14 protein-coding genes are annotated in these 12,248 nt (G+C 67.5%); 4 read left to right on the top strand and 10 right to left on the bottom strand.

The genetic code is table 11. From position 1 onward, the window contains the following. Positions 1-20 precede the first annotated feature (20 nt). The 5 genes from W7U_RS07485 to W7U_RS07465 all read right to left on the bottom strand — a co-directional run bounded on the left by W7U_RS07485 (position 21) and on the right by W7U_RS07465 (position 4,469). A complete protein-coding gene (locus tag W7U_RS07485; RefSeq protein WP_008256510.1) occupies positions 21-803 on the bottom strand; it encodes an SDR family oxidoreductase in 783 nt (260 codons plus the stop codon). A gap of 78 nt (positions 804-881) precedes the next feature. Then, positions 882-1,811 carry a TIGR03564 family F420-dependent LLM class oxidoreductase gene (locus W7U_RS07480; protein WP_008256508.1) on the bottom strand — a complete coding sequence of 310 codons (930 nt, stop codon included), beginning with the start codon at positions 1,809-1,811 and terminating at the stop codon, positions 882-884. A 78-nt stretch (positions 1,812-1,889) separates the two neighbouring features. Continuing rightward, positions 1,890-2,756, bottom strand: a complete 867-nt coding sequence (locus W7U_RS07475) for a hypothetical protein (RefSeq protein WP_008256507.1) — start codon at positions 2,754-2,756, stop codon at positions 1,890-1,892. Then, a complete protein-coding gene (locus tag W7U_RS07470) occupies positions 2,753-4,000 on the bottom strand; it encodes an acyl-CoA dehydrogenase family protein (RefSeq protein WP_008256505.1) in 1,248 nt (415 codons plus the stop codon). Before W7U_RS07470 ends, W7U_RS07475 begins: the two co-directional genes overlap by 4 nt. Positions 4,001-4,079: 79 nt before the next feature. Continuing rightward, positions 4,080-4,469, bottom strand: a complete 390-nt coding sequence (locus W7U_RS07465; protein ID WP_008256496.1) for a DUF1801 domain-containing protein — start codon at positions 4,467-4,469, stop codon at positions 4,080-4,082. Positions 4,470-4,594: 125 nt separating this feature from the next. Here W7U_RS07465 and W7U_RS07460 point away from each other — a divergent pair, with 125 nt between their 5' ends. The 3 genes from W7U_RS07460 (at position 4,595) to W7U_RS07450 (ending at position 7,089) form a co-directional block, all read left to right on the top strand. Next, positions 4,595-5,401 (top strand): thioesterase family protein, encoded by an 807-nt coding sequence (locus tag W7U_RS07460; RefSeq protein WP_008256489.1) that lies wholly within the window; start codon positions 4,595-4,597, stop codon positions 5,399-5,401. Between the two features lie 62 nt (positions 5,402-5,463). Further along, entirely contained in the window at positions 5,464-5,982 is a 519-nt protein-coding gene (locus W7U_RS07455; protein ID WP_008256487.1) for a nuclear transport factor 2 family protein, read from the top strand. A gap of 6 nt (positions 5,983-5,988) precedes the next feature. Further along, entirely contained in the window at positions 5,989-7,089 is a 1,101-nt protein-coding gene (locus tag W7U_RS07450; RefSeq protein WP_008256485.1) for an NAD(P)-dependent oxidoreductase, read from the top strand. On the opposite strand, the gene W7U_RS07445 is transcribed toward W7U_RS07450, so the two are convergent. Both W7U_RS07445 and W7U_RS07440 read right to left on the bottom strand, forming a co-directional pair. Beyond that, positions 7,086-8,063, bottom strand: a complete 978-nt coding sequence (locus W7U_RS07445) for an NAD-dependent epimerase/dehydratase family protein (protein WP_008256482.1) — start codon at positions 8,061-8,063, stop codon at positions 7,086-7,088. The genes W7U_RS07450 and W7U_RS07445 overlap by 4 nt on opposite strands. Further along, positions 8,063-9,034 carry an aldo/keto reductase gene (locus W7U_RS07440; RefSeq protein WP_008256480.1) on the bottom strand — a complete coding sequence of 324 codons (972 nt, stop codon included), beginning with the start codon at positions 9,032-9,034 and terminating at the stop codon, positions 8,063-8,065. Before W7U_RS07440 ends, W7U_RS07445 begins: the two co-directional genes overlap by 1 nt. 96 nt (positions 9,035-9,130) lie before the next feature. On the opposite strand from W7U_RS07440, the gene W7U_RS07435 reads away from it, so the two are divergent. Then, the gene (locus tag W7U_RS07435; RefSeq protein ID WP_008256479.1) at positions 9,131-10,438 is read left to right on the top strand and encodes an acyltransferase; all 1,308 of its coding nucleotides are present in this window, start codon (positions 9,131-9,133) and stop codon (positions 10,436-10,438) included. Between the two features lie 12 nt (positions 10,439-10,450). On the opposite strand, the gene W7U_RS07430 is transcribed toward W7U_RS07435, so the two are convergent. The 3 genes from W7U_RS07430 to W7U_RS07420 are packed head-to-tail and all read right to left on the bottom strand — an operon-like array spanning position 10,451 to position 12,248. After that, on the bottom strand, positions 10,451-11,365 hold the full coding sequence (locus W7U_RS07430) for a formate/nitrite transporter family protein (protein WP_008256477.1): 915 nt from the start codon (positions 11,363-11,365) through the stop codon (positions 10,451-10,453). After that, on the bottom strand, positions 11,362-11,631 hold the full coding sequence (locus W7U_RS07425) for a hypothetical protein (protein WP_008256475.1): 270 nt from the start codon (positions 11,629-11,631) through the stop codon (positions 11,362-11,364). Before W7U_RS07425 ends, W7U_RS07430 begins: the two co-directional genes overlap by 4 nt. Next, positions 11,628-12,248 carry a sigma-70 family RNA polymerase sigma factor gene (locus W7U_RS07420; RefSeq protein WP_008256474.1) on the bottom strand — a complete coding sequence of 207 codons (621 nt, stop codon included), beginning with the start codon at positions 12,246-12,248 and terminating at the stop codon, positions 11,628-11,630. The genes W7U_RS07425 and W7U_RS07420 overlap by 4 nt, the downstream gene beginning before the upstream one ends.

The following is a 12,248-nucleotide window of genomic DNA, read 5'->3' as shown; positions in this document are numbered from 1 at the left end:
GCTTTCGCGGCAGATGACTCCTACGTGACCCAGTCCGGCTGCGCGTCGGTCTCCACGTTGGCGAAGTCCTTATGCCCCAGTCCGGCGGTGGTGCCGCCGTCGACGACGAACTCCGAGCCGGTGGAGTAGCTGGACTCGTCGCTGGCCAGATAGACCACGAGGTTGGAGACCTCCACGGGTTGGGCGGCCCGGCCCAGCGCCGTTTGGAAGATGTCGTCGGGGACCCAATCGGTCATCGGGGTCTTGATGAGCCCGGGGTGAATGGAGTTCACCCGGATTCCGCTGGGCCCCAGTTCCAGTGCGGCCGACTTCGTCAGCCCGCGCACCGCGAATTTGGTTGCGGTGTAGCCGTGGCAGGCGATGGTGCCGGCCATGCCTTCGATCGAGGAGATGTTGATGATCGATCCCCGGCCCGCTTCCTTCATCGGCTTCACCACGGCGCGGATGCCGAGAAACACCCCCGTCAGGTTGATGTCGATAATGCGCTGCCACTCCGAGAGCGCGTAGTCCTCCAGCGTGCCGATGTTGATGATGCCCGCGTTGTTGACCAGCACGTCGATGCGGCCGAACTCGCCCAGGGCGGTCGCCACCGCCGCGTCCCAATCCTGCGGCTTGGTCACGTCGAGGTGCAGGTAGCGGACCGCGTCCCCGACCTCGGCCGCCACCGCCTTGCCCTCGTCGTCGAGGATGTCACCGAACACCACCCTGGCTCCCTCGGCGACCAGCGACCGCACGTGCGATGCGCCCATCCCCCGGGCGCCGCCGCTGATGAGGGCGACCTTTCCCGCCAACCGTTCTGCCACTGCGCTTCTCCTGTCCTCTGAGTTCGTCTCTGCACCATACGTTCCGGAGGCAATGTATGGCCATAGCCAAACGCCGGGTCAGGAGTCGTAGGCGCGCAGCAGCGCCCGCGTGCGGGCCCGGCCCTCCGGTGACGGATCGAATGCCGCCGCAACATACTCGTCGACGCCCGCGGCGCGCAGCTCGTCGAGCCGGCCGCGCACGGTGTCCTCGTCGCCGATGATGGCGGCATCCTGCGGCCCCGCGTAGCCCTCGCGGTCGAGCATCGCACGGTACGACGGCAACTCGCCGTAGATGGCGAACTGTTCGGCCGCCTGCTTGCGGACGGCGTCGACATCGTCGGTGACGCTGACGGGCAACGACGCGGCGACACGCACCTCGTCCTCCCGGCCGGCATCGGCGGCCGCCCGCCGCAGCGTCGGGCCGACATGTTCGGCCAGCGTCTTGGGGCCGGTCATCCAGGTGCAGGTGCCCGACGTGCGCCGCCCGGCGACCTTGAGCAGCTGCGGGCCCAGGGCCGCGATGTACACGTCGGGCTTCGGCGCCCCGGTGATCATCAGGGCACCGCGGGTGGTCACAATCTCCCCCGCGGCGGCGGCGGGTTCACCGGCCAGCAGGGGCAACAACCCGTCAAGGTACTCGTTCAGCCTGCGCACCGGCTTGTCCCACGGGATGCCCCACATCCCTTCGGTCACCGCCTGATGGGTCATGCCGAGCCCGAGCGTGAACCGGCCACCCGAGGCGAGGCTCAGCGTGAGGGCACGCTGCGCCATGAGCATCGGATGCAGATTCTGGATCGGCACCACACCGCTGGCCACCTCGATCGTGTCGACCTCGTGCAGCGCGATGGCCAGAATCGTGAGAAGGTCTGGCTCATAGGGCAATTGGCTCATCCACACCCGCGTGAAGCCCTCGTCGCGCAGCATAGCGAGGTTGGCGATCGTCGCGTCGATCGGCGATTGACCGCCCGATCCGCTGAGTTGCCCGAACATGGAGATCTGCATGACCATCACGCTCCTTCGCGTCGCCTTCGGGAAGGTTATCGCCCTTCCCCGGGGCGCACCCGAGCGGAGGTCGCCAAGCCCGGCTCAGCCGACGACGTCGAAGACCGCGGCAGCGGAGGTGACGGCCTTGTCGGCGTTGCCTTCGTCGTGCAGCAGCATGCGCACGCCGACGCGCCCGGGCCCGCCAGGATGCGCGGTGCCCTCGACCCGGAATGGACCCACCTTGCCGCGCGACATGAACATCACGTGCCAGCTCACGACCTGCAGCTTTCTGCTTCCCGCGACCTCGGCGGCCAAATCGATTGCGGCGGTCTCGAGAACGACGTGCTGGGGTCCGATGTGCAACGCCGCATCCGGTGACGCGAGTTCGGTGCTGAGCTCGGGCAGGACCCAATGGCCGTCGCCGCGACGGCTGGCGCCGAAGGCCCGCCACAGCGGCGGCAGATCCGGAGAGTCCTCGATCACCAGCTCCGTGCCCGAAACATCCATCCTGTCCAGGCCTTCGGGCGGGATGCCGATGATCGCTCCCTGCCCCTCATTGAACGCGATCACCCGCTGCGGGTTATCGGCGTCGACGATCGTGCAGCGCCCGTAGCCCATGGTGCGGCCCTGGTGCACGATGCCAGACCCGACGATCTCCACCCGCGTCACGTCGTAGCCGGGGTCGACGATCTGTACCGACGCGATCACCGGGTTGGGCACGGCGACCATGTCGGTCTGACAACCCTCCGGGGAGGAAATGGCCAACGGCGCCACCATGATTCCGCCCGCCTCGTTGCGCATGTCGCGGCGGATGGTGACGGTGTCGTCGGTCTCGCCGAGATTCATCGACGAGTGTTTGCGGCCGATGTAGCGGTAGCTCAGCAGGCCCGTCCAGCGTCGGTACAGTTCGTCGCGGTAGGCGTCGGTGTCCCCCGCCAACTCTCGGATGTCACGAAGCTGGTCGCTCAATTCCGTTCTCCTCCCAGGCTTTTGCCGCGTCGCACCTGATTGAACGGCACGCCCCGGTCATCGGCGCGCTCGCGCGGAAAATTCAGCACCCGCTCGCCGATCACGTTGCGCGCCATCTCGGTGGTGCCACCGCCGATGCTGGCGGTCTGCCGGCCCAGATAGCGCGTCCCGATGTCGAGGAGTGCACCGTCGTCCGCGACCACGGCCGACGTCCCGGACACGGCAAGGGCGGTGTCGGTTTCCACGTCGTGCACCGCGGCCATGGATAGCCGGATGATCGATCCCGCGGCTGGCGGCAGGGCGCCGCCGGCGACGGCATGAAAGACGTGCTCGCTGAGCTGGCCGTGGACCGTGCGGTGAACCAGGGCCCGACCGATCATCTCCCGGACCCGCTCGCTGTCGTGCTGGTCGGTCTTGTCGACCAATGCCAGCAGGTCGACCGAAACATCTTCGGCCTCAGCGATTCCCGGCCCGCTGGTGTACTCCGAACCGTCGCCCATGCTGCGGCGCTCGTGGTAGAGCTGGCGCGACGCAACCTCCCAGCCCTTGCCCGGCTCGCCGACAACGGCGTCATCCCCCACGTCGACGTCGTCGAAGAACTCTTCGCAGAACTCGATCGACCCGTTGACCTGTTCAACGCGGTTGATCGTGATGCCGGGATGCCGAAGCGGCACCAGGAACATCGTGAGACCGTCGTGCTTGGGCACGTCCCAGTTGGTGCGGGCCAGGCACAGCCCGTAATCGGCGGCGAATGCCCAGGTGCTCCAGGTCTTGGCGCCGTTGATGATCCACCGGCCGTCGCGGTGTTCGGCGCGGGTGATGACGCCCGCCAGGTCCGATCCCCCGCTGGGCTCCGAGAGCAGCTGCACCAGTACCTCGTCGCCGCGCAGCGCGGCCGGGATGTGGGTTTGCTTTTGCTCCTCGCTGCCCATATCGAGGATCGTGGCGCAGCAGATGGCGAAGGACGGGACGTTGAGCAGAAGCGGCGTCTCATAGCCGAGCGACTCGGCGTCAAAGGCCTTCTTGTATTCGTAGCTCAGCCCCAGGCCGCCATACTCACGCGGGAAACAGATGCCGGCGAATCCGCCCTCCCACAGGAGCTTCTGCAATTCGCGGGCCCGGTGCCAGGCCGGCAGCTGATCTCGCTGAAGCGACACCGCCTCGGCCGGATCGAGTCGCGGCATGTTCGCGGCGAGCCAGGCCCTGGCCCGGCGCCGAAATTCCTCGACCGACTCGGAAGTCACCGGCTGGCCTCTCACTCGACCGTCGTCCTTGTGCTGGGCGACTGTACAGCAACGGCGACGGCGCTGTACAGGTGGCGCCCTACGACCTGTTCAGGTCGACCGCGGCCCGAATGAGCGCCGTCAACGCGTTCTCGTCGATCGTGTCGCCCTCGTGGAAATCGATTGCGCGTCTGGTGTTGCCGTCGAGGCTCGAATTGAACAGACCCGCGGGATCCTGCAGCGACGCCCCCTTCGCAAACGTCATCTTCACGACGTTCTTGTACGTCTCGCCAGTGCAGATCATCCCGTCGTGATACCACACCGGAACGCCACGCCACTTCCACTCTTCAATTACGTCGGGGACGGCCTCCTTGATCAGTTGCCGGATCCGGGCGAGCGTCTCGCCGCGCCAATCCCCCAGTTCCTCGATCCTGGCATCGATCAACGAGGCGGGAGATTTGGCCGCGGCGTCGTGCTTGGAGTTGGTCATCGCGGTTCGCTTTCGTTCAGGCTGTCGCTCGCCGGACCGTATCAGGGGAGGTGAATCGCCGGTCGGGTGCAACGACCCCGTGTCCAGCGGCGAGTTCGACCGCAAGTAGTCTGCCGTCGACCAACATGACCGACACACATCCCTTCGACGAAGCCGTCCGCCTCGACACCGTCAGCGCGGACGTCCGACGCGGTCGCACGCACGCGGAGTGGGCCAACATGGTCGGGCCATTCGGCGGGATCACGGCCGCCGTCATGCTGGCCGCCGTCGAAGGGCAGCCCGACCGCATCGGCGAGCCGCTCGCCCTGACCGTCAACTTCGCCGCACCGATCGCCGACGGCGACTTCGACATCGCGCTTCGGGCCGCGCGCACCAACCGCACCAACCAGCATTGGATTGTCGAGCTCAGCCAGGATGGGGTGGTCAAGACCACGGCGACCGCGATCTTCGCGATCCGGCGCGAGAGCTGGGCCGACACGGAAGCGCACCCGCCGAGCGCGCCGGCCCCGGAGCAGTTGTCCGCCGTCGATCCGGGCCTCGTGCGATGGACCGGCCTCTACGACACGCGCTACGTCGAGGGGGCGATGCCCGGCAAAGGCGGGGACCCCAGCCCCTCTTCGACCACCACGCTGTGGGTGCGCGACCGCGCGCGCCGCCCGGTCGACTACGCGGCGCTCGCGGCGCTGTGCGACATCTTCTACCCGCGGGTGTTCCTGCGTCACGGCGGCTTCCTCCCGTCCGGAACGATCTCACTGACCACGTACTTTCACGCCGATCAGCAGCTACTCGAGGCCGTCGGAGACGACTTCGTGCTGGCCACCGCCCACGCCAACCGCTTCGCAAACGGCTATTTCGATCAGAGCGCGCAGGTGTGGACCCGGGCGGGCGGACTGCTGGCCACCACACATCAGATCGTCTACTTCAAGGGCTGACAGGTTTACACTTCGCCAGTGAAACGTCACGCCGGGGCCCTTACGGGCAGAATCGAGCCGCAATGACAGAGCGCGCGGAAAACCTGGTCACCGACGGCTTGCCCGCGATCGAGTCCATCAAGCAGCTCAAAGCGCGCTACTGCCGCTACCTGGACACCAAGGATTGGGCGGCCTGGCGAACGATCTTTGCCGACGACTTCGTCAGTGACACCTCCGAAGCGGGCGGCAAGGTGATCGCCGGCGCCGACGACTTCGTCGCCTTTACCCGCCAGGCCCTGGGCCGACCCACCCAGGCCACCGCGCACCAGGTGCACACCCCCGAAATCGAGCTCACGTCGGCAACGACGGCGCGTGGGATATGGGCGCTGCAAGACGTCGTTCGGTTCGGGCCCGGGGCAACCTTGGTCGGCTACGGCCATTACCACGAAACCTATGAAAACGTCGCGGGCCGCTGGCTTATCAAGAGCTCCAAGCTAACTCGGCTCCGCGAGGACATCGTGACCCCGCTATTCTCGATTTACGTGTCCCCCCGAATCCGCACGGCGATCGCCAAAATCGCCGGCCGGCTGATGGATCGGTGACGCGTCGTGGCTGTCGACACCGTTCTGGTCACGGGCGCATTCGGACAAGTCGGTAGGCGCTGCACGCAGCTCCTGCTCGACCGGGGGCACACCGTCGTCGCGATGGATCTGCGCAACGACAACACCGTGGCCGTCGAGAAAGAACTGGCCGCCGCGGGCCAATCCGGGACGCTGATCCCCGCCTACACCGATCTATTGGACGCCGACGCGGTGCGTGATCTGGTCGCGGCCCACCGTCCCGGGGCCGTCGTCCACCTGGCCGCCATCGTCTCTCCGCCGTCGTATCGCAACCCTGCATTGGCCCGGCGCGTCAACGTCGGCGGCACCGAGAATCTCTTGGCCGCCTGCGCCACGCTCCCCCGCCCACCGCTGTTCCTCATGGCGTCCAGCGCAGCGGTGTACGGATCGCGGAATCCCTTCCGCCAGCCCGAGCGGATCACCCCGGATACCCCGGTGAATCCCATCGATCAATACGGCCAGGACAAGGTGCTTGCCGAGGCGGCGATCCGTGCCAGTGGCCTGCCCTACGCGCTCTACCGGCTCGCGGGTGTCATCTCGCCGGACACCCAGGCCGGTATCAACGGTGACTATCTCGTCCTGATGCGGTCGATGCCGAGCGATAACCGCATTCACGCGGTGGATGCGCGCGACGTGGCACTGGCGTTCGCCAACGGCGTCGACCGCGAAACGGCCATCTCCGGCAAGGTGTTGCTCATCGGCGGCAACGAGACGTATGTGATGCTGCAGCACCGGCTGCAAGACGACCTCATGACCGCGGCGGGGCTGGGCCCGCTCGGCCCCTCGGCCGGCCTGCCCGGCGACCCGGGCGACGATCGCGGCTGGAGTTTCACCGGCTGGTACGACACCACCGAAGCGCAGGCGCTGCTCGAGTTTCAAGAGCATGACTGGCAGCAGACGGTGGCCTGGCTCGCCGACTCGCAGGGCCCTGTGCGCAACGTGCTGCGGCTGCTTGGCCCGCTATTGCGGCCGATTCTGCGCGCCGTCTTCGTGGTGCAGCGCCGGCTGGAAGGGCGCGGCCCCTACGCCGACCCCTGGGGATTGATCGAAAAGAAGTACGGCACGGCGGCATTGGCCAGCGTCGACTAGCGCGACGCAAACCAGACGGCGGCCTTACGGATCGAGTCCTCGACGGGTTCGGGCGTCCATCCCAGTTCGCGGGTGGCCTTGGAGTGGTCCAGCGGCGACATCAGTTCGGCCATCCGGATTCCCGCGTAGGCGAACGGCAGGTCGCGGCCCAGCAGCCAAGCCGCCGCGTCGTTCACCCGCGCCCCGGCCCGCAGCACCGACATCGGGATGCCGATGCGCGGCGATCGCCTTCCGACGGCGGTGGCGGCGATCTCATGCAGCTCCCGGATGCTCATGTACCTGTCGGACACGATGTAGCGTTCGCCGTCGCGCGCGTGCTCGGCGGCGAGAAGCATTGCCCGGGCGGCGTCTTCGATGCCCACCACTTCGGACGAGTAATCGAAATAGGACGGAAAACGGCCCTTGGCGACCAGGGCGAGCAGCGCACCGTGCGGGGTCGGCGCCCAGTCGCCCGGCCCGTAGGTGGTGGAGATGCACATCGCCACGCCCGGCAGGCCCTTGTCCCGCGCGTACGACAGCAGCAGGTCTTCGCCGGCCACCCGCGCTTCGATGTAGGCGCCGCCCTGATCCCAGTTGTGCGGGTCCTCCTCGGTGACCGGCTTGCCGTCGCTGATCGCCAAAGAGCCTGTGGTGCTGGTGTATACGAACCGCTTAAGGTCGGCGCCCAGAGCCGCGTCCAGAACATGGCGCAGGCCCTCGACATTGGTGCGGAACAGCGGCGCCGGATCACGCAGCCACATTCTGGCGTCGACGACGCAGTAGTAGACGACGTCGCAGCCCGCCATCGCGGCGCGCAGCGCGGCGTCGTCGAACACGTCGCCGTAGCAGCGCTCGACGTCGAGATCGTCGATGCCCGCGGTGGAGCTGGTGTGGCGCAACATGACTCGCACGTCTTCACCCGCCGCCACCAGTTGCCGTGTGACATGTGATCCCAGAAACCCGCTCGCGCCGATCACCAGCTTCTTGTCGGCCACTAGCGGTCTATCCATGCCATTTGCGCCTCGGCGTGATGCCCTCCCACGGGTGGGGTGAGGCGGTCGAGCCGCGCCAGTTGGTCCGGGGTCAGCTCTAGCGCGTCGGCCCCGACGTTTTCTTCCAGGCGGGTGACCCGTTTGGTGCCCGGGATGGGCACGATGTCGGGCCCTTTCGCGAGCAGCCACGCCAATGCGACCTGGGCCGCCGTGGCGCCGACGTCAGCGCCGATCTCGCGCACTTCGTCCGCGCATCGCAGGTTGTGCTGGAAGTTCTCGTCGAAGAACCGCGGATTGGTCTTGCGGTAGTCGCTGTCGGGGAGCTCCTCGGTGGAGCGGACCGTACCGGTGAGGAAGCCGCGGCCCAGCGGTGAGTAGGCGACGAAACCGATGCCCAGCTCGCGCAGCAACGGCAAGATCGCCGGTTCTTGGTCGCGCGTCCACAGCGAATACTCCGATTGGACGGCCGTGACGGGATGCACCGCGTGCGCGCGGCGGATGGTGTCGACGCCGACTTCGGAAAGGCCGATGTGCCGGATCTTCCCTTCGGAAACCAGCTCGGCCAGCGCGGACATCGTTTCTTCGATCGGGGTCTGGCGGTCGAGGCGATGCTGGTAGTACAGATCGATGTAATCGGTTTCCAGCCGCCGCAGCGAACCGTCCACGGCCAGGCGGATATTGGCGGGGCTGCTGTCGAGCCCGTCACGGCCGGTATGCGAGATGAGACCGAACTTGGTTGCCACCACCACCTGATCGCGACGGCCCCGCAGGGCACGCGCCAGAAGTTCCTCGTTGACGTAAGGGCCGTAAACCTCAGCGGTGTCGATCAGGGTGACACCCAGGTCGATGGCGCGATGGACGGTGCGGATCGATTCGGCGTCGTCGCTGCCGGCGCCGGCATAGGCGACCGACATTCCCATCGCGCCCAGTCCCAGGCGCCCGACCCGCAGCTCACCGAGTTGAGCCTGTTTCATGGCCCTTCTCCTCTTCTTGACGTGGTTCAGCGAGGCCTCGCTGAGCGCTGGACGGTACCGTGGCGCTGTGTCCCGCGTCGAGCTTCCCCCGATCTGATGGGCGGCGCAAACAGCCCGCGCCCGGCCCGCGATCTGGCGGTCGACTATTACCGCGTATCCGGAGTGGTGCTGATCGTGCTGGGACACTGGCTGGCCGGGTCGGTGACCTACCACGACGGACAGTTCGGCCGGCAGAACCCGCTCGTCGACATGCCCTGGACCCAGTGGCTGACCTGGCCGTTCCAAGCGGTTCCGACGTTCTTTTTGGTGGCGGGTTACGCCGGCGCGGTGTCGTGGACGCATCGGCGCGACACCGGCGGAGTCTCGCGCCAGACCTGGTTGCAGCACAGGCTGGCCCGGGTGCTCGGGCCGACCGCGGCGTACACCGCGTTGGTGTCGGTGGCGGTGGTTGTGCTGGACGCGTGCGGTGTCGCGGGCTCGGTGCTCGAGTACGCCGGCTGGGCGGTGGCGATGCACCTCTGGTTCCTGGCGGTGTATCTGGTGGTGGTGTCGCTGACGCCGGTTGGGATTGCCGCACACCGCCGTTGGGGCCTTCGGGCGCCCGCGGCGCTCGTGTTGGGGGTCGCGGTCGTCGATGCCGCCAGGCTCAGCACTCACGTGCACTACCTCGACTGGCTGAACTACCTGTTGGGCTGGGGAGCCCTGTATCAGCTCGGAATCGCCTGGCGCGGTGGGCTATTGACGGGCCGCAGGCCCTGGTTGCTGGCCGGTGCCTCGGCGGCGGGGCTGGCGGGGTTGATCTGGCTGCGAGTCTATCCGGTCAGCATGATCGGCGTTCCCGGCCAGACCATCGACAACACGACACCGCCTACCGTGGCGCTGATGGCCTTTGGTGGCGCGCAAACGGGCATCGTCATGGCGCTCGCGCCCATGCTCAACCGCGCGCTGCGCGCGGCCCGCGTCGAGCGGGCTCTGTCCATCGCCAACAACAACATCATGGCCCTCTATCTGTGGCACATGATTCCCGTCGTGATCGTGGCGATCGTCGGGTATCCGGCCGGACTCTTGCCGCAACCCCCGGAAGGAAGCGCCGCCTGGTGGCTGGCCCGGCTGGAATGGGTGGCCATCCTCAGCGTCGTGACGGCAGCCGAGATCGCGCTGTTATGGTGGGCGCGAAGGATTTTCGCCGCTCCCCTGCCACTGCTCGGTGTCCCGCTCAGCGAGCGCCGGGCCGAGCCCGTGATGCTCACCGGCGCCGCGATGACCGCCTACGCCCTCGCCGTGGTCGCCGCCAAGGGCTTCGCCCCAGACGGGCGGTTTCCGTGGGTGATCGCGGTGGTCTTCGCCGCCGGGGCGCTCTTCGCGGCGTTGCGCCCCACGGCCCGCCGCGCGAACGCTCTATGACGACCCCGGCAGTCAGATCTGGCGGTGCTGCAGCCGCGCGATGATCCAGAACGGCAGCGCCACGAAAACCGTTCCCCCGATGAGGTTGCCGACGGTGGTGATGCCGATGTTGGTGAGCAAGCCGTGCGCACCGAATCCCCAGCCGATCGCGCCGCGGGGCGCGGTCGGATGGAAGAGGTTGAGCAACAACGGAAGACCGAGGAATCCGACATTGGCGATCACGTGCTGGGTGCCGCCGATCACGAATGCGAACGGGCCATAGAACGCGAACGTCATCCTCGCGACGTCGCTGCGGGCCTTGAAGAACATGCACATCGAGGTCTGCAGGAACCACGTGCAGACGACGGCGAGCAGGAGCGCGGTCCAGAAGGGCTGGCCCGCCTTGAGGGTACCGACGGTCGCGGCGCGCTCGGCAAAGGCGCCCAGGTAGGGACCGCCGGCCGCGGCGCAAATGGTGACGAATACCAGTGCGCCGGCGATGTTTCCGACGAGTCCGACGGTCACCAGGAGGGCGTAGTTACCGACGCTGAGCGTGCGTTTGAGCACGGCGAGGAAACCGGCGGCCATGTCCGCGGTGATCAGCGACATGCCCGACACCAGGATGAGGACGAAGGACATGCCGAACGCCAGGCCCATCAACAGGCTCGCCACCCCGGGCGTCTTGACGCCGGTACTGACCACCAGGGCCAGCAGTGCCCCGAACGCCACCATCACGCCACCGACCAGGGAGCGCATCAGAAAGGCCCACGGATGCGCGGCTTTTTCCACTGCCATGGCCGCTACCCGCTCCACCATCGCTCCCACCGTCAGCGGCTCGAAGGGATCCTCGGGCGCGCGGTCGGTGGTGACGACGCCGGTGGGCAACGCGGTGACCGTGCCCGCCGTTGCCGAGCTCGGCAGCGGCTGCGCTGGAGCGTTGATGGTCATCCGTGTTCGCCTTTCCGTAAGGTGTTGATCGCGTGGAGGACTCCAGAGACGTGGTCCTCGGTGAGGCGCTCGCCGTCGAAGACGTGGCTGAGCAGGATCTTGAGGTCGAGCATCTGTTGCAGGTAGACCAGGCACGGGGGGCATTCGTCGAGGTGCTTGGCCACGATCGGTCCCCATTGCCGCGGGTCGGAGTCGACGAGGTCGTCGACCAGGCGGACGAAGTCGACGCAATCGATGGCGGGGACGGTGTTGTCGTGAACGGTCATCGTTGATACCGCTTTTCCAGTTCGTTTCGGAGATTTCCGCGGGCGCGGTACAGCAGCGCCCGCTGCGCCTCGGCGGTCAGATCGAGGAGCTCGGCCGCCTCGTCGGCGGGGGCGCCGACGATGTCGCGCAGGATGACCAGTTGCCGTTGCCGCTCGGGCAAGGCGTCCAGCGCCGCACGGACGTACCCGACGAGTTCGCTTTGGACCGTGTGATCTTCCGGCAGAAAGCGCCGCGACGGCGGCTCGCGCCAGTGTCCGGCGTCGGGGTGGCCGTCGGGGTGCATGCGGCCCGACAGGGGGTCAGCATCCGCGGTCGCCAGCATCTCGTGATGACGGATCCGCGATTCCCGGCGCCGGTGGCGCGACGCGGTGTGCTTGACAATCCCGAACAGCCAGGTGCTCACCGACGAGCGCCCCTGGAACGAATCCGGCGATTGCAGCACCTGCACCCACGCCTCCTGCACGGCTTCTTCGGCGACGGCCGGCGAATCCACCATGGTCCGGGCGAAATTCACCATGGGGCGGTGGTAGTCGCGCACCAGGCTGGCCAGCGGAACCCCGCCGACCAGCCGTGGTGGTCGGGTGCCCTCCGGGGGCACCGCCACCGGGGTCACCAT

Origin of the sequence: Mycobacterium sp. H4Y (assembly GCF_000364405.1) — a bacterium.
In the GTDB taxonomy this organism is placed as follows: domain Bacteria; phylum Actinomycetota; class Actinomycetes; order Mycobacteriales; family Mycobacteriaceae; genus Mycobacterium; species Mycobacterium intracellulare.
This window is presented reverse-complemented; position numbering and strand designations above follow the sequence as displayed.